The following is a 17103-nucleotide window of genomic DNA, read 5'->3' on the forward strand; positions in this document are numbered from 1 at the left end:
AAACTGGAAGCAAGCGCTGAACCGCTTTATGATTATGTTCGAAGACCGATTAACTGAATACTTGTAACCAATGGCAGTTACACAGAATTATTTACAGGGTCCATTTCTACCATCTTTATCCAAAATATTGTGGGCTTCATCAACAATTACCATGTCAAAAGTCAAAGTTTTATATTGATTTAATAACCTAGTTAATCGCTCTTGCGTTAATACGTATACAGAAGGTTCTTCGCTGTTACTACACATCTCAGGGTGGGAAATAATTCTAGAAACCCATTCAATTTTTGCATCCAGAATCCGCTTTCTAGTCTGTGCTAAAAGAGATTTCGATGGAACAAGAACGCAAATGTTCTTATTTTTAGCATACTCTATTGCTGACATTATCAACTCTGATTTTCCATAGGATGTAGGGGCAACTACTGTCGCAGAGTCTTGAGAATGTTGACTAAAGAAACCATTGAGTGCTACTTGCTGCTCTGTGTGTACGATATTATGAACTCTAAAATTGTCTACATAGCTGTCCATTAAATTACTTATAAAAGAATCTTGCATACCGTTATCAACTGAAAAAGCATTAACTTGCTTTAGCAAAGCTACTACTGGTATTAGCCCAGTGTTGATCGCGATATCATATAAGGGCTTATAATCAAAAGTCTTCAGCCCATAAGCCAGTGCCATTCTATAAGCTAATTTATTCAGTAACTTATCACTTTGATTTGAAAACAAAACTACAATAGCAAGAATCTTAGCTCTTTGATGGTCTTCAATTTCTGATGTATCAAACAACTGGTTGTATGTTTCTTTAAATGATTGATAAGTTTTACTAAAACTATGGTGAATTAGTCGATTATAAGTTAGTTCTTGCATCTAAAGTGTCCTACGCTATTTCTTCATGAAGAAAATCCACTACTTTTTGATAGGTCTCTTTTTGTATAGAAAAAGTAATAACATTAGCAAAGGTGGATTTATCCGATAAATTCGCAGCTAGATCTTCAGCTGGCTTCCAAGATATTTGACTCGACATTGGAGCAAAAAGGTTTGACACCAAAAAAACATTTTTATTCTGGCTTTTAGCTGTTCCTTTGACAGTACTTCCCCCTGCATCATTAACTAAAATATCTAATAATACTTTGCGATAGTCTTTTTCATCATGAACAGCAGCTTTAACATGATTAATAGCATTGAGCCAATATTGTTCCTCCTGAGCATTAAGTCTTACATGTAAATCATTCTTGGCCGTATTCAAAAGAGCTCTAGTTGTTTGATCGTTTGTTTTCCCTTGATGGCACTCTCCAGATTTTACTTCTGTTATCCACATAGCTCTTTGCTCTGTATTATAAAGAAGTAAATCAAAGCCCTTCTTAATTGATTTCTCTTCAAGGTTAAAATATGCAGAAGTTATTTCGTATTCTTTAAACATACTGGTTATAAGGATATGAGAAAGAAACTCACCAATCATTCCTTTCTTAGTGTCGTTTGATTTCTTTTCATATCGCGCTAGAAAAGAATTTATCGTCGTTTTATAGCTATATAGTGGGCTATTCAAGTAATCTGAAACTTGAGAACCATGACAAATGGAAACAAGGTGAGTCCTTATTAGCTCCTTTAGTTCATCAGATAAATAGAAAACGTGACAACACGCAAAGTCTCCTCCATCTTGGAATTGAATTCCATCAACACTGACTACCATCTACACCACTTCCTTTCACAGCCGAAACATATTCAAAATGTAATTTATTAAACCTCTATCCTCTGATTATTATCCATACCTATCAAAATGAAACTTGTACCTAAACAATGTTTTGCATATATAAATACACTTATTCACAGAACTCCAAGTTAAAAAGCATGGCGCATTTGAGATTCAATGCGCCATTGGTAGATTCGGGTTATCAATTCACGCCCTGCTATCGCAACCCCTTTTAAGGCTCTCACAAGCTCGTTATCACAATACAAAAGCTTAAAGGGACACACACCTTAAAAGAAACAAATCAAACTCTTATTGCACGCTTCCCCTCATTTTTATACTCTAACCAAGCACTGACAAACTCAGTGTCAGGATTGGAACCCTGCCCATAAATGTAGGCGTATAAATATCAGCTTGTTGCTGGTTTATTTATGCGTAGCTTTGGCACATCTAAAGATTGCTTATTTGTCTGTTTTTTGCACAAAAAAAGTAATCAAAATCTATGGTGAGCTGAGCGAGGCAGCTTTATGCTGGCCGTTTCCTACGTTGCGGTAGTTCCAACCTTGTTCAGTTCACCACCCAAAGATTGGAACCTTTGCATGGTGATAAAAAAAGCCAAATGTAGGAGGTCATCATGACCAGTCAAACCCAACCCGATTTTTACCAACAAGTAGAAGACTTTATTCTCTGTGCGGTTGCCGATAACTCAACTGAGGATCATGCTACCAATACCGAGATTGCTCTATTTCTTTTAACTCTGCTCTCTAGCTACAAAAAAGAGCAGTTAAACCAAGCTCAGTAAGGTTGTTGAACCGCTTAATTTGTCCATTTGTACAGCTTGTTTAGGGATTGGATCATGATGATCCAAATGCTAAATGGGCTGTACACATAAGGTTTATTGAGTGACTTCCATTTGTTAATTAGCATCTATAAGATTTTCTTCAATATCAATGCCATTGTGCAAAGCGACAATAAACTGCACAGTCACCTTCGCACAACTATGGGCATACACTTCTTTCTCTAGATTCATTAATGCCTCAAATGTCGCTTACATCAGATACTAGGGCCAATGTCATGTCATATTCATCAGTACAACACCCTTCAAAGCAAAGCACCTCTTGGATAGATATCTTTATGTGTTGGTGCGCGGGTATATTTGCTGCAATGCAATTTGCTAAATACTCTATCTCTTACGATAGTTTGCTTCTGTTTTATCAAAAAGATGGCGCTGAGATCGGTGCTCTACTATCTATAGTTGGTCTTGTTGGTATTTTCTTTGGTGTCATTGCTGGCGTTCTCTCAGGCAGTTTGGGCTATAGAAAGGTATTGATCAGCTGTTTGGCTATTGGTGGGATTTTGTCGATGTTCCAATCTTTTCTACCCAATTATTCTCTGTTGTTCGCAAGCCGAATCTTAGAAGGCGTATCTCATTTAGGCATTATTGTTGCTGCACCGACCTTAATGTTACGTAGAGCAGCCAAAAAACATCATTCCTTAGCCATGGGGATTTGGGGAACATTTTTTGGTGTTGCTTTTGCAATTTCTGGTTGGCTAGGCAATTCCATTTTAAATCACTATGGTTTGTCCGCTTTGTACCTCATCCATGGTGCTATCTCTGTGCCAATACTGGCCTACTTTTTAATCTTCACCAACAAAGGACAACCCAGCCAGCCTATCACCCGCTCTATACACGTTAAAAACCTTCTAAAAGAGACAGTTCAAGTCTACTTAAACCCTCGTACATGCTTACCCGGTGTTGTTTTTTTATTCCACACCTGCATGTTTGTATCATTGCTGACTTTCATTCCAAGAATGTCACAAGATCATGATATCCGAGATATGTTATTTGTTATTCTTCCACTTTGTAGCATTGCTGGTACTTTCCTTTCAGGCGTTCTGTCTCAATACTTTTTCCGTCCTTCATACCTCGTATTTTCAGCCTATTGTGGCGTTGCGGTCACAACATTTATGACCGTTACCTACGCTGACATGCCATATCATTTTATCTTTTTTGCCCTGTTACTTTTGCTACTCTCAGGTATTGTGCAAGGAGGGGCATTTACGTTAATTCCAACTTAAAGGGACACACACCTTAAAAAGAAACAAATCAAACTCTTATTGCGCCCTGCCCTTCATTTTTATACTCTAGCGAAGCACTGGCAAAATCCAGTGTCGGGATTCGAACCCCGTTTATATACACAGGCACATATAGTTAATCTATGTGCGGCTTCAGCACATCTAAAATTTATGGTGGGCTGGACAGGGGCGCTTAGGCGCGCCGTTCCTGTGTAGCGGTAGTTCGAACCTTGTTCAGTTCACCACCCTTTGATTCGAACCTCAGTGTGGTGATGGAAAAAACACTACACAGGAGGTCATCATGACCCATCAAACCCAACCTGATTTTTACCAACAAGTAGAAGACTTCATTCTCTGTGCCGTTGCCGATAACTCAACTGAGGATCACGCGACCAATACCGAGATTGCTCTGTTTTTGTTAACTCTGCTCTCTAGCTACAAAAAAGAGCAGTTAAACCAAGCTCAGCAAGGTTGTTGAACAACTTAATTTGTCCATTTGTACAGCTTGTTTAGGGATTGGATCATGATGATCCTAAAGCTACATAGGCTGTACATATTAGGTCTACTGCCATTCAATCAACGTCGAAAATGAAGATTTAGATCTTGAGTAAAACCATGAGGGCTAGAAACATTGATTAGATTAAGCTAATATAGTATTTACTTAATTTAAAAATGACGGCTGACCATGAACGAACAATTACTTATTCCCCTGATAATCCTTGCTTTTTTTATCGTCTATAAAAAGTATCGCGCCAAACAAGCCATATCGACGCTCTCAGAGCTTAATATCAACGAGATCCAATTAGTTGATGTAAGAAGTGAAGCTGAGTTTGCACGTTTTAATGCCCCAGAAAGCCTGAACATCCCAGTACAGTCATTGATCTCAGGAAGTACTAAGGGACTTGAGAACTCAAAAACAATCGTTGTTTATTGCGCATCGGGAATGCGTTCAGTCACCGCTGCAACATGGTTGAAAAAACAGGGATACAAAGTGATTAATGCGGGAACCGTCGGCAATGTTATTCAGGGCATCAATTTGTAGCTGGCCTATTTATGGCTAGCCTAAGCCTCTGGATTACCCTACAGAGAATTTAAAGCGACAAATCAAACTCTTATTGCGCCCTGCCCTTCATTTTTATACTCTAGCGAAGCACTGGCAAAATCCAGTGTCAGGATTGGAACCCTGCTTTTATGTACGCCGTGTAATGAACCAATAGTTACGTGGAGCCTTGTTACATCTGTAATGTGAAGAAGTCTCAATTTCTTTGAATTATGGTGAGCTGGGCAAGGCAGCTTCGGCTGGCCGTGTCGTACATAGCGGTAGTTCCAACCTTGTTCAGTTCACCACCAAAGATTGGAACCTTTCTGGTGTTCTTCATCCATATGTACGGAGGCTATCATGCCAAATATCGACTCACCTGATTTTTACCAACAAGTAGAAGACTTTATTCTCTGTGCCGTTGCCGATAACTCAACAGAGGATCACGCCACCAACACTGAGGTTGCCTTGTTTCTTTTAACTCTGCTTTCTAGTTACAAAAAAGAACAGTTGGAACAAGCTCAGCAAGGTTGTTAAACCGCTTAAATTATCAACTTGTACAGCTTGTTTAGGGATTGGATCATGATGATCCAAATGCTTAATGAGCTGTACACAAAGAATGTATATCTCTCCATTCTCGAGCTATTTTGCCGCTTACCTCACAAGCCTAATAAGTATTTCGTCCTAATTTATTAGCCATATAGCTAACGGACCGTTTAAAAGGACGGACGCCTCAAGTTTTCAGCACCAATAAACCCAAACATGTTTGAGCTGCGTTATGCATAAAGACTCTCTTCATTTTTAGGCCGGGTTTTAAAGCGCAAGTGTAACCACATCCATGCTGGCACATCTCGCATTATCATTTTTTCTATTTCATGATTAACCGTCGTCGCGGCCTGAATGGGGTTGCGTCTTTCTATTTCACCACTTAAATCATCGCCAATATATAATTTGTATTGGTTGCCTTTTCGTACAGTGACACCAGATATTACCGCGCAATGAGACGCATCGATGAGCATGCTTGTACCTGCTGTGGTTGCTGCCTTCTCTACGTCAAAAAAAGGGGCAAATACCGAGTTTCGGTTACCGTAATCGTGATCCGGTAAGTACCACAATTCATGCCCTTTCTTTAGCACCTTAATCATCGATTTTATGTCTTTGCGATCAATCATTTTATGACCATTACGTGTACGGCCTCTATGCTGAATGAACTCATAAACGGGATTAGAGTGAGGACGGTACACGCCATATCCTTTCACGAACTGGCTGAATATCTGTGCTGTCATTTCAAGGTTATAGTGATGGCTACATAACACCAATACTCCTCTATCAGGCTCTCGCCGACCGAGCAGTTTCTCTTTGCCAATCACTGAACTTATTTTTCTAATTCTCCATTGGGGCCAGAACCAAGCCATTCCCATTTCAAAAACTGCCATACCTGCATATTCAAAGCTTTTTCTCGCCATGGAGAGACACTCTTCATCAGAGTAGTTGGGAAAGCATAGCGTTAAGTTTGCTTTCGCTATGTCAAAACGTTTTTTGAAAATGCGCATTGAAACCAAGCCCAATTTGTAGCCCAATGTCTTGATCACAGAAAATGGCAATATGTTAACCAGTAAAGCAAGCGCCCCAAACCCCAACCAAATAAGCCAATATTTAGGTAACAGAAATGTCGATTGAAAATGAGGGGATGGCACGATTTTCATTAATGTGTCCCTAAATAAATAAACCCTATAACTAATTCTAGACAAGGTTTAGTAAACTTAAGGTTAAATGGGCCGAATGGCCGAGGAGAATTTAGAAGAGAAAACGTGAAGGAACCTATGTCGTCACTTCCTCATAGTCCTCCCACGAATACGAAAAAGGCGATACCATTTCTGATATCGCCTTGATAAGGAGTTGCATGGATCTGACGCAATTTCTCGCAAGCAGTGGGGCCCCTCAGCACCATGGTCGGATCAAGATGAAAGACCCACGCAACAAACTTTAAAACTTATTCGCAGAGGATTACTGGCCTAAGCAAGTATCACCAATACGCGCTGGCGCAATCTTGTCTAGAGTCACGTTCAGCTCTTTCCAGTCGCTTGCCATTTTGTCTGCTTGAGCTTGAGTTAGTACTGCGCCGTTCGCTGCAATACGGTCGTGCTCAACTTTTGTGTAGTGGAAAATAGTCATATCAACAGACTTGTCGTCTTTGTAGGCTTTTTCCATGTTAACTACGTTTTTCTTGCTGTCGTCAATAAATACGATGCTATCGAACTTCTGGCCTGTTTTGTCCAGTACGAAATCAAGCATAGTGCCTTTGTTCATACCCGTAGTCATCATGATACCGTTGATGTAAGTCAGGTCTCTCTTCGGCTTAGCTTTATAAACAGGAAGCTCTTCAGAGCCTTTCTCTTTAAGGGCAGTGGTTGTCATGTCGAAACCGTTGCGGATCATTTCACGCTCGGTTGCTGCACGGTAGTTAGGAGAACGAGATGTCAGAGCAAATACCGTCAGATCATTGTCCTGCCACGATTTAACTGTAGCGGGTGCATTCTCTTCAATCAGTTTTTGAGGCACTAGCTCATACAAAAGGCCGATAGAGTCCTGGAACAAACAGTCAACTTTATCTTCTGCTGCTGGCTTAACATCCAGTTTGCCACGTTGCCATTGATACCAGATGTCGCCACCAAGGTCAGATGTTGAAGTCAAAAGCGTGTTATCGATATCGATAACAATTAAAGGCTTTTCACCTTTCGCTGTTAGTTCACTGATTTTGCTCGCAACATCTGCAAACTTGTCGGTTTCTTTTACCACTACATCAGCAAGTGCATTGCCTGCAAAAGAGAGTGCGCAAAGTGCTGCTATCGCTTTTAACTTCATATCTTTTCCTTAATTTTTTTATTAGCGGATAACGGGTAAGTTACAGCAGTAACTTGGTATCCTTAATTTTTTGTATTGTTATGTTATAACATTTCTAACAACGCAATATTTAATCACGAGATCTAATAAGTAAATATGATCTGTTTCACATATGAATGGTTTTTCTCTCTTTTGTCCTTCGATTAATCCAGAGAGTCAGCACGCAAACCATTAATCAACAATATTGGTTACTGCAGTTAAAGAGCAGCAGCGCATTGAATTACAACAAATAATCTGAAGGTTTTATGTTTTGTGCCGTTGCCAAGAAGATAGAAACGTTCAACGGGTACAGTTCATTTGGTAAAAAGATCATGATGATCCAAATGCTTAATGAGCTGTACGTATAAAGTGTTCATTGATGTGATATTTGGGCAACTGTCCCTATGTATGAGAACAAGAAAGCGCCCAATTTGGCCGTTCTCAATTAAGCAGAAACATCGTTAATAATATTGACCCATCGTTTAGCGTCTAGCGAATCACTCGCCAAGCTAAAGATGCCTCGCAGAGAGCCTTTATGTTGTTCGCTATCTCTTTCTATCTGAACAACAACGTCATCTATCTGCTCAGAGCTGCCGTTTTCTAAACTAAAATTCTTACTGAGTTTGCCGTTTGCTGTCTGTTTAACAAGGCTTTTTATTAACTTAGTGAATGTCGTTTCGGCTTCTGCCAAGTATTTTTTGTCTACAATGGAGGTAGTGACCAACAGAGCCTTTGCTTGCGTATTTTGACAGTAGATGTAATAAGCGTACTGATTAGCGTTGTTGATGTTATTTGGGTCTACCTGACAGATGTTACTTAAATATACTTTTCCTTTTTGAGTACCAATTCTGCTAAGTGTCGGTTTTAATCCAAACTCTGAAAGGTACTGCGTTGTTCCTTCTATACTCCACGCCATAAACTGTCTTCTCTGTATGTATGATAAAAATGTGATCTCATCATATTCTACGAGTTGTTTATACGGTGAAATTTAAACAATGACATCTCAAATTTGAAAGCTCTCTTCTTTGTAAGCCATTTACCACTCTTAAAGATTCTCTATGTGGATGTTCATTATATGGCATCACTGATTAACGCGTTGCTATTACTGCTTTGCCCGAAACTTTATCAGCTCATTTTTCAGCCACTGCTCACTGTTTATCGGCGAGTCTCCATTGCAGTGTACTTGGTAGTGATGCCCACTCAACATACTTTTGGTGGCGGAATACGCGATGAAGTCTTCCGCAGATTCAATGTCGTCCGCGTAATAATCCGCTTTCTTTTTTATATGTTCAGCTGCTTCAACGCCATTATGCAAAGTGCCATTTCTTTCGTATTGACACTCTGTCGACTCAACAAAGGACAACAGGTGGTCGATCTCTTCTTGAGGAGAGGAATATGCAATAGGCGCAAATAGTATCAAGCTTGTCATTAACCCATTCAATAACCCTGTTCGCTTCATAACGCCCTCCTCTTTATGACGTAAACTAATTTAATAAAATCCATTTATTAGCGTTTATAAATGGCCTTTTCCAACATAGAAAAAAGCTGGGTAAACTCTTGTTTAATGGTGTCGCTTTTCCACTCAGATGCGTGAAATGGGTGGTGTGTGTCCCGTTATTACTTATCCCGTTATTCCTTACCCACCGTCACCTTATATTAGTTAACTTATTTGAAATGAAAAGATCATCCCATTCTCTGTCGGGCTTTTTTTCTTGTAGTGAGTATAGGAACTAAAACGCTTATACAGTGAAAATCCATAACGAGAGTAGAAGCGGTAATTGCAATCTTCGTCTGTCCAGAGAAAAATACTCTTCAGATTATTACGTTTGCAGAATTCCATGTAGCGATCCATAAGCTCTGTTCCTAGCTTTTTACCTCTCAGCTCCGGACTGACAATAAACAGGTTAATCTCCCCCCCAAAAAGGCAAGCGTCTACTTCTCCTAGGGCGTCATTCATTGTAAATCGGCTAAGTTCTTTTTTGGCGACCTCTTTATCGCCAAAATGTCCTTGCTGAATTTTTTTGTTCTTCCATTTGTTCGTTTGAATATCTCTTCTTGCGAACTTAAGTTCATCAAGATAGGAGATCTCTTCTTTACTACCAAACAACAGGCCTTTTACCTGATCTTTGCTGTCTAGGATGAGATCAAAATGTTGATTCCAGTTTAAACAGGTTTTCAAGTAATACTCGTAGATGATTCTGTCACAAGGCACATCCACAAAATTTGAGTGGAAGTCCCAAGTGGACATAATTAGCTCTACACAGCTGTCAAAGTACTTTTCAGCGTAGGTGTCGAATCTTAGTTTTCTCGTTGGCATATACCCTCACAATATTTCGATAAATTAGTATGGAAATAATTACTCTTCTTCTGCTTGTTGTACCGCTTGATAGCCGGACTCAAATGCTGCATCAAAGGTGGGGTAAGCCATATAATCACCGGCGAGGTAGACACCGATTAAGCTTGATTTTAGTTTATGTAAACGGGTGAAATACCCTTTGTTAAACACAGGATAGGCATGGTAAAAACGCTTAATGTCATAACCTGTAACTCTGTTTTTCACATCAGGTACGATGCGGCTTACCTCATCAAAAACGATATTCATTATCTCTGCATCGCTGTTTTGAAGCAGTGTTTTATCAGATATGCCTTTAGGGGCTAGATATGCACTGGCAATGTACTCTTTTACGTTTTTAAGTTCTGGGGTGAAATGTCTTTCCACCCAGGTTGCATCGTACAAGTCTGTGACTTTATCACCATCTAAAATAGCCAGATCAAAAGAGTGATTAAAAATTGGCGTTTTGGAAAAAAGCGCGACCGTGGCGTACTGAGCATACTCGACTTGCTCTAGTATGTTTCGTTGCTCTTGAGTTAATACTGCTTTGGCAATGTACGAAGCAACAGGTGCTGGAGTTGCGATAATAACTTTATCCGCCATTAGCGAGCGCTTTTTGCCATCAGAAACAAAATCTACTTGGTATCCATTGCCACTCTTGGTGACCTTGTTTACAGCAGATCCGTAGCGAACGCGCTGATCAAGATACGTTGCCACACTTGTTGCGATGCTCGCAATTCCTGTTGGTACCGTCCAAGACTCGGAATGTTCATCCGCCGTCATCAGCTCTGATACTTTCTTGGCGTCACCATAGTCAAAATAGGCTTCGGGAACAAAACTTAACGCCGAGATATCCGTTAAGTTAGCACCAAAAAGGCCACGAGCCATTACTTCATATCTCTGCTGGATAAACGGGTGAACTTGGTTCTCTTCTAACCACTGTTTCGCTGTGATGCCATCAAGCTTTTTCAGTTGCTTATAAGACATCCCCTCTGCGCTGTTTAATAGATCAATAAAGTTCTGAAACTCCTGCTCGCCTGATTGCTCAACCGTTAAACCTGCCAACTTGGTTTCACCAACATACATTTTGCCCTGATAGAAGCTGGCATCCATGGGAGAAGGGATCTCCACAACAGGAATGTTTAACTGGTCAATCACACGCGCTAAGTACCCATCGGGCTCCCCTAGGTACTCTGTTCCCTTAGCATAGTGAAAACGGCCATGGACACCATTCTCGGCAATTCCACCAGCCCGTTCTTCCTTCTCTAAAACAATATAATCTCTATCTAATTCATCTAATCTGTAGGCTGCAGACAGGCCTGCTGCACCCGCGCCAATAACGACGTACTCATAATGGTTTTCTTCTGCAATGACGCTACTGGTTAGTAATGTGGCGACCAAAGCTGCGCTGGTGACTATAATGGGAGTTTTCATAAATACCTTATTACATAAATCACGTTGTTGTGAGCTAGATAAGCAATAAAGGTAATGGTATATGAGGCGCAGTTATCAATCGGTTACCGGGGCTTAAAGCACACACTAGCAACGACTTTTTTGCTTTGGTATTCGTTAGTGAACGTAAACCCTCTGGCTGTGCATATTTTTCTTACCAGATACAAGCCATAACCGTATGACTCTTCATCACTGGTCTGCTCATCGTTTTCAAACGGATTTTCCACGGTTACCATGCCATCTTGTAAACGAATGATTATCTCTCCATCAGCGCTGTATTGCAGAGCGTTGCGAATAAGATTCACCAGCACAAGATAGACTGCACCGTAATTATCAACAATTTCGTACTCAGGTTCGAGACTGCACCTAACCGATAGCGCGGTATCCCTCCCCACAACCAGATAGTCATTGTCTGTTACCACATTATGTATAAGGCGAGATAAGTCCATTTGAGTATTACTGAGAGGCTGGTTGTTCTTGCGTGACAACCACAGTAGTGTCTTTGCGAGGTAATCCATATTCTTAATGGCGTAGGATATTCTTTGATTGATTTTCTCGACCTTATTATTGACACCCAGCCTTTCCAGTAGCTCCACACTGGAGGAGATAATGGCGATAGGCGTTCTTAGCTCATGACTCATGGTACTAAGAAACAGTTCCTCCTTTTCCACTAACTCTTTCTGCTTCTCCAGACTCTGTTTGTAGTTCTGCACGATGGCAACAAGTTCCCGGTACTTAATTCGTTGATAAGGGATATCTTGTGACGGTTCAGATAGCCAGTTAGACAGGGCGCGAATCGGGCTCAATAACATGTAATAGAACAGCAAGAAGAGAAAGAGAAAACTGATAATGAGTACTGAACCCGCAACCAACATGGTCATTGAACTCTCATACCAGAGGGACTGTTCATATTGCATCTTTTCTTCTACATCTTGTCGATATTCAGAAACAATATACAAATAGCCTTGAGCCTCTTTTAAGCGATAAATCAACGCGTAAACATAAACTTGTTCGTTTTCTAAATTAGTTAGCTCTTGTTCGTACAACGCCATAGTACCCATCGTATTCCATTGGAATCCTTGACGAATGTAGGACGGCAGTTGGTTTATATCTCGGTAGGCGGCTATCAATCCCCCATCAGCAATGGCAGCCAGATCTTTATTTACCGAATTCTCCTCTATAAATAACCCATGATAAATCATCATGTTTTTGGTATCTGTGTGTACGTTTGTCTTTAGAAGCAGAATACCTAGCAGACAAAGAAAGAACACAAGCCCAAGGAGAGCGATAACTAAGAAAAGAACGATTCTCCTACGAAGGCTAGGCATTTTGTTGCTCTCTCAGGACAAAGCCTACTTTGGGGATACTATGAATTAACGAAGAGGAAAACGGTTTGTCGATGGTTTGTCTTAACTTATGGATCTGAACTTTTAAGTTATTATTGCTGATCTCTTCGCCCCAAACCTCTTGCTCTAATGTTTCTTTGCTCACAATATTTGGGCTGTGCTTTGCAAGGATTTGCAGCAACTTCCAGCTAAGAGGGGACAAGTTGAGTTCTATAGAACTGCGATGTGCCGTGTGCGACTCAATGTTTATTCTCAGGTCACCAACATCAATCACTTTGCAAGTTTTGCTCATACCTCTACTTGCGAGTGCCTTTAACCTTGCACTTAATTCAGCCATCGCAAAAGGCTTGGTTACATAGTCATCTGTCCCCACTCGAAAGCCTTCAAGTTTGTCATCTAATGAGTCCTTGGCTGTCATCATTAACACAGGGGTATCAATCGCTTTTTCTCTCAATTTTTGACATACAGAAAACCCGTTTAACTTAGGGAGCTTTATATCCAGCACTATGATGTCATAGCTATTTTTTGTCGCTAGGTTATAGCCTGTAAGACCGTTATAGGCAAAATCGCACTCAATACCATCGAGCATAAGGTAATCACTCAAAGCAGATGCCAGAACTTTGTCATCCTCAATCAATAAAACAAGCATAGAGTCCCATCTCAAACTATCTAGGTTACAAACCTTAGTATATCAAACCGTCAGTTACTAAACGGTTAGTAAGCTGCTCTTGGTTTCTGGTTATACCTTTATATCAACCATTTGAGTATAGAAAACCGGATGGGTATGGCAAAACAATAAATTAGAACACGACTCGTTGATAATTTTCTCTGTGCAGTTTATTTAGACAAAAGATCATGGTGATCCAAATGCTAAATGAGCTGTACATAAGAGATATTTTTTGGTGTGTGTCCTTTAATTTTGGTGTGTAATTTTGGTGTGTGTCCTTAAAGGTTTAGGACGTTTAGAATTGAAATAATGCGGTGCAAACAAGCTAATGAGGTGAAGTATTAACTTGCTTAAACGACCATATTTCTTCCGCTGCTTTTCGCCTTATAAAGCGCCTCATCAACGCTATTTAAGTAAACACTGTAGTCATCACCTAGCTGAGGAATTTGGCTAAATACACCAATAGAGGTGGTTAACTGGTGAGTTAAACCTTTTTCAGTGTGAGATATAGTGATCTTCTCAATACTTTCTCTGATTTGTTCAGCTAGCTTGAATACCTCTGGGGTGCTAGAGCCAGATACAACCACTAAAAACTCCTCTCCTCCGATTCGAAACACAAAATCACCCGCTCTCTTACAAAGACTTGAGACTGTGGCGCTAACTTTCATAATAGCTTCATCACCTTTCGAATGACCCAGCGAATCGTTTATAGATTTAAAGTGGTCTAAGTCTAGAGCAATAAAGCTAAGTAGCCGCTGATCCCGAATAGCTCGTTGCATCTCGGTATCAATCATCATATTAAAATATCGACGATTAAATAATCCTGACAACTCATCAGTAATCGCTATCTGCTCCAGTTTGTCATTTAAAGTCCGTAACTCTTCTTCTACTTTTACGCGCTTATGCCTTTCACGAATCAATTCAATCGCATGAGAAGAGAGCTCATCATACATACTGAGGACTGTCTCTATTAGTATGCTGGTAGAGCCTTTCATCTGTTTTTCTGCGGAGTTTTTAGCTTCTGAAAAGCTTTGACCACTCATAACGCCTTGTACCACAAAGCTCATTTTTTTATCGTCATCTAATATGTGGAATGCCAACCATCGTATTAGAAACTGAATTATGCTTTCCGTTATGTCCTGCCATATCCTATCTGAAGCATCTTCTTTGATCTTCATAACATTGGGTAGAAATGATGAATGGCTTAAACTGTGAGAGTTAATCCATGCGTCTTCTGGGAAGTATTCGTTCCAGATCTTCTCTTCTTCAGTAAAATGATAAGACGCATAGTCAGCTAGTTTTTTGAATACAGCAGAGACTTCCACCGGGTTATCGTAGACAAGAGTATTAGCGAGTTGATTTAGTATTGAAACAAGCTCTTTATGCTGATCGTCAATAGCTTCTATTCCGGTTTCAAAGTTGCGATTCCATGGAAAAACCACAATATCTTTATATGACATTATTGATCCAAATTCGTTGAGCGTTTCTTACAGAAGTTTTGCTTCCACACTATATGCTGGGAGTTTATCCGAACCATAAACTAAATCAAATACATATTAAGTCTATCCTATTGATAATCATATAGTTAAAGAAGCTATAAATTGTCTATCGGAAACAACTTTTCCTCCTCCTCGCTCACCATTTAACAAGATCAAATCAAGAAACTTGAAAAAACTTAAAAGGACACACACCAAATACCTCAACTGAGAACTTGATAAGAACTTAAAAGGACAGGCACTTTAAAATATATTTAAATCAAATTGTTATAGAGAACAACCTTCATTTCTCACATGCTGAGTTAGTAAGTTAACGGATAACGCTAATCGATTCCTCTTTTCAGCTTTATAAGCCATTAGGTCGTGATCATCCAAGTATCTACTTAACTTTTCACTTTCGTATTCTCGCCAAAAAATCCAACTTAAACCTGAAAAACACAGCTAACGTCCAGAGTGTGGATTTTAAAGTGTTAAGCACAAACAGAGCTACCAACTCATTTAGATAGAACAAAAAAGTATTATGAAATCGAATTAATAAAGCTTATACTTTATTAGCAAATACTTATTTAGAAAAATATCAATTGATTTACTATTTATGGAGCCCTGGCCATCCTCTTCTATGTATTGGATGGTTGATTCAAAAGGAATTTGAAAATGACGTTAACAAGAAGAACATTACTAAAATCTGCTGCTGGGATAGGTGCACTAGGAGCGATTGGTCTCTCTTACAATCAACTTAATAAAGTTGATACCAAAGCTAATATTGTCATCGTTGGCGGTGGAGCTGCAGGTATTGGTGTTGCCAATATGCTCTCTCGATACCTCGACGGTGCAAAAATCACCGTTATCGAGCCGAGATCATTTCATTGGTATCAACCGGGTCAAACTCTTTTACTGGCAGGTGCATATACCACTGAAAATGATGTAGTAAGCCCAATAGATAAATATATTGATGAAAATATCATTCTAAAACAGGATAAAGTATCTGAGTTACTTCCTGACTCAAATACGGTAAAAACCGAAAGCGGTGAGTCTATCCAATATGACTATTTGATCGTCTCAACTGGGTTGGAGTTACGCTACGATCTTATTGAAGGCCTAGATACCAATGAAATTGGACGAAATAACATAACAAGTATTTACTATAGTCCAGAAGCAGGTATCGCAAGCTTTAAGCAAGCACAGCAATTTGTTGAAAACTCAGCAAACGGTAATGCACTATTTACACGGCCTCAAGGTGCGATGAAGTGTGCAGGGGCACCAATGAAAGCAACAAACTTAGTGGAGTTTTTTGCCCAAGAGTCCGGTAACAGATCCAACTTCAATTTCCAGTACTTTACTTCTGAAGCGCAACTATTCTCAGTTAAACCATTTGATCAAAAGCTAAAAGAAGTTTGGAAAAAACGTGATATTTCAGCCAACTATGAACATGTGTTAACCGCAGTTGATAGCAGTGCTAAAACAGCAACATTTAAGACAAAAGATGGCTTAAACAAAACACACGACTGGGATTTCATTCATGTGGTTCCACCGATGACACCACCAAAAGTGGTTCGTGACTCAGCATTAGCGGACTCTTCGTCATACAAAGGCTACATGGAAGTGGATAAGTACACTCTGCAACACAAGCGCTACAGTAATGTGTTTGGCATCGGAGATTGTGTTGGCACGCCTATAGGTAAAACAGCGGCCTCAGTAAAATCGCAAATCCCAGTGGTTACAGAAAATCTTTGTTCGATATTAGAGGGACGAGAGCCAAGTGCTAAATGGGGCGGTTATACATCATGCCCAATGATATTGGATGTAGGCCACGCTATGCTTTGGGAATTTGATTACACTATGCAACCAATGACGGCTCTACCATTCCATGTGGTTGATCCTCTTGCCGAAAGTGAATTGGCTTGGCGAATGGAAGAAACCTTACTACGTCCGGTATACGACGTCATGTTACATGGGTATACACCTATTTAAGACTGTAACCTCCACTCACGTCCATTACTTCTCTTAATTCAGGTAATGGACGTTTTATCTAATTATTAGACGGTTAGAGATGATTATCTCCTCTAACCGTCTAATAATTAACGTTGACAATTTAAAGAGGACATAAAGGACATAAAGGACATAA

17 protein-coding genes are annotated in these 17103 nt (G+C 39.9%); 6 read left to right on the forward strand and 11 right to left on the reverse strand.

The genetic code is table 11. The annotated features are described in order from the left end of the window. Positions 1 to 87: 87 nt before the first annotated feature. Positions 88 to 867 (reverse strand): DEAD/DEAH box helicase family protein, encoded by a 780-nt coding sequence (locus F0227_RS19230; protein WP_171754871.1) that lies wholly within the window; start codon positions 865 to 867, stop codon positions 88 to 90. A gap of 10 nt (positions 868 to 877) precedes the next feature. Next, entirely contained in the window at positions 878 to 1690 is an 813-nt protein-coding gene (locus tag F0227_RS19235) for a Hachiman antiphage defense system protein HamA (protein ID WP_171754872.1), read from the reverse strand. A gap of 631 nt (positions 1691 to 2321) precedes the next feature. Between F0227_RS19235 and F0227_RS19240 the strand changes: the two genes are divergently transcribed. The 5 genes from F0227_RS19240 (at position 2322) to F0227_RS19260 (ending at position 5339) form a co-directional block, all read left to right on the forward strand. Continuing rightward, a complete protein-coding gene (locus F0227_RS19240; RefSeq protein ID WP_171754873.1) occupies positions 2322 to 2489 on the forward strand; it encodes a hypothetical protein in 168 nt (55 codons plus the stop codon). 272 nt (positions 2490 to 2761) lie between these two features. Beyond that, on the forward strand, positions 2762 to 3766 hold the full coding sequence (locus F0227_RS19245; protein WP_171754874.1) for an MFS transporter: 1005 nt from the start codon (positions 2762 to 2764) through the stop codon (positions 3764 to 3766). A 298-nt stretch (positions 3767 to 4064) separates the two neighbouring features. Beyond that, positions 4065 to 4241 carry a hypothetical protein gene (locus F0227_RS19250; RefSeq protein ID WP_171754875.1) on the forward strand — a complete coding sequence of 59 codons (177 nt, stop codon included), beginning with the start codon at positions 4065 to 4067 and terminating at the stop codon, positions 4239 to 4241. 207 nt (positions 4242 to 4448) lie between these two features. Beyond that, positions 4449 to 4805 carry a rhodanese-like domain-containing protein gene (locus F0227_RS19255; RefSeq protein ID WP_171754876.1) on the forward strand — a complete coding sequence of 119 codons (357 nt, stop codon included), beginning with the start codon at positions 4449 to 4451 and terminating at the stop codon, positions 4803 to 4805. 357 nt (positions 4806 to 5162) lie between these two features. Next, positions 5163 to 5339: a hypothetical protein gene (locus F0227_RS19260; RefSeq protein WP_171754877.1), complete on the forward strand. Its 177-nt coding sequence runs from the start codon at positions 5163 to 5165 to the stop codon at positions 5337 to 5339. 239 nt (positions 5340 to 5578) lie between these two features. On the opposite strand, the gene lpxL is transcribed toward F0227_RS19260, so the two are convergent. The 9 genes from lpxL to F0227_RS19305 all read right to left on the reverse strand — a co-directional run bounded on the left by lpxL (position 5579) and on the right by F0227_RS19305 (position 14942). Beyond that, positions 5579 to 6508 (reverse strand): LpxL/LpxP family Kdo(2)-lipid IV(A) lauroyl/palmitoleoyl acyltransferase, encoded by a 930-nt coding sequence (gene lpxL, locus F0227_RS19265; protein WP_171754878.1) that lies wholly within the window; start codon positions 6506 to 6508, stop codon positions 5579 to 5581. Between the two features lie 301 nt (positions 6509 to 6809). Next, complete coding sequence (locus tag F0227_RS19270; protein ID WP_171754879.1) at positions 6810 to 7667, reverse strand: DUF2608 domain-containing protein; 858 nt, start codon at positions 7665 to 7667, stop codon at positions 6810 to 6812. A 463-nt stretch (positions 7668 to 8130) separates the two neighbouring features. Further along, entirely contained in the window at positions 8131 to 8601 is a 471-nt protein-coding gene (locus F0227_RS19275; RefSeq protein WP_171754880.1) for a hypothetical protein, read from the reverse strand. Positions 8602 to 8787: 186 nt separating this feature from the next. Beyond that, on the reverse strand, positions 8788 to 9144 hold the full coding sequence (locus tag F0227_RS19280) for a DUF5329 family protein (protein ID WP_171754881.1): 357 nt from the start codon (positions 9142 to 9144) through the stop codon (positions 8788 to 8790). Positions 9145 to 9345: 201 nt separating this feature from the next. Further along, the gene (locus F0227_RS19285) at positions 9346 to 10002 is read right to left on the reverse strand and encodes a GNAT family N-acetyltransferase (protein WP_171754882.1); all 657 of its coding nucleotides are present in this window, start codon (positions 10000 to 10002) and stop codon (positions 9346 to 9348) included. A 39-nt stretch (positions 10003 to 10041) separates the two neighbouring features. Beyond that, positions 10042 to 11451: an FAD-dependent oxidoreductase gene (locus tag F0227_RS19290; protein WP_171754883.1), complete on the reverse strand. Its 1410-nt coding sequence runs from the start codon at positions 11449 to 11451 to the stop codon at positions 10042 to 10044. Between the two features lie 83 nt (positions 11452 to 11534). Then, entirely contained in the window at positions 11535 to 12797 is a 1263-nt protein-coding gene (locus F0227_RS19295) for a HAMP domain-containing sensor histidine kinase (RefSeq protein WP_171754884.1), read from the reverse strand. Further along, the gene (locus F0227_RS19300; RefSeq protein ID WP_171754885.1) at positions 12790 to 13464 is read right to left on the reverse strand and encodes a response regulator transcription factor; all 675 of its coding nucleotides are present in this window, start codon (positions 13462 to 13464) and stop codon (positions 12790 to 12792) included. The genes F0227_RS19295 and F0227_RS19300 overlap by 8 nt, the downstream gene beginning before the upstream one ends. Before the next feature lie 368 nt (positions 13465 to 13832). After that, complete coding sequence (locus tag F0227_RS19305) at positions 13833 to 14942, reverse strand: bacteriohemerythrin (RefSeq protein ID WP_171754886.1); 1110 nt, start codon at positions 14940 to 14942, stop codon at positions 13833 to 13835. Between the two features lie 690 nt (positions 14943 to 15632). Between F0227_RS19305 and F0227_RS19310 the strand changes: the two genes are divergently transcribed. Continuing rightward, positions 15633 to 16949: an FAD/NAD(P)-binding oxidoreductase gene (locus tag F0227_RS19310; RefSeq protein WP_171754887.1), complete on the forward strand. Its 1317-nt coding sequence runs from the start codon at positions 15633 to 15635 to the stop codon at positions 16947 to 16949. Positions 16950 to 17103 lie beyond the last annotated feature (154 nt).

The sequence above is a fragment of the Vibrio sp. 99-8-1 genome (genome assembly GCF_013114595.1).
Taxonomy (GTDB): domain Bacteria; phylum Pseudomonadota; class Gammaproteobacteria; order Enterobacterales; family Vibrionaceae; genus Vibrio.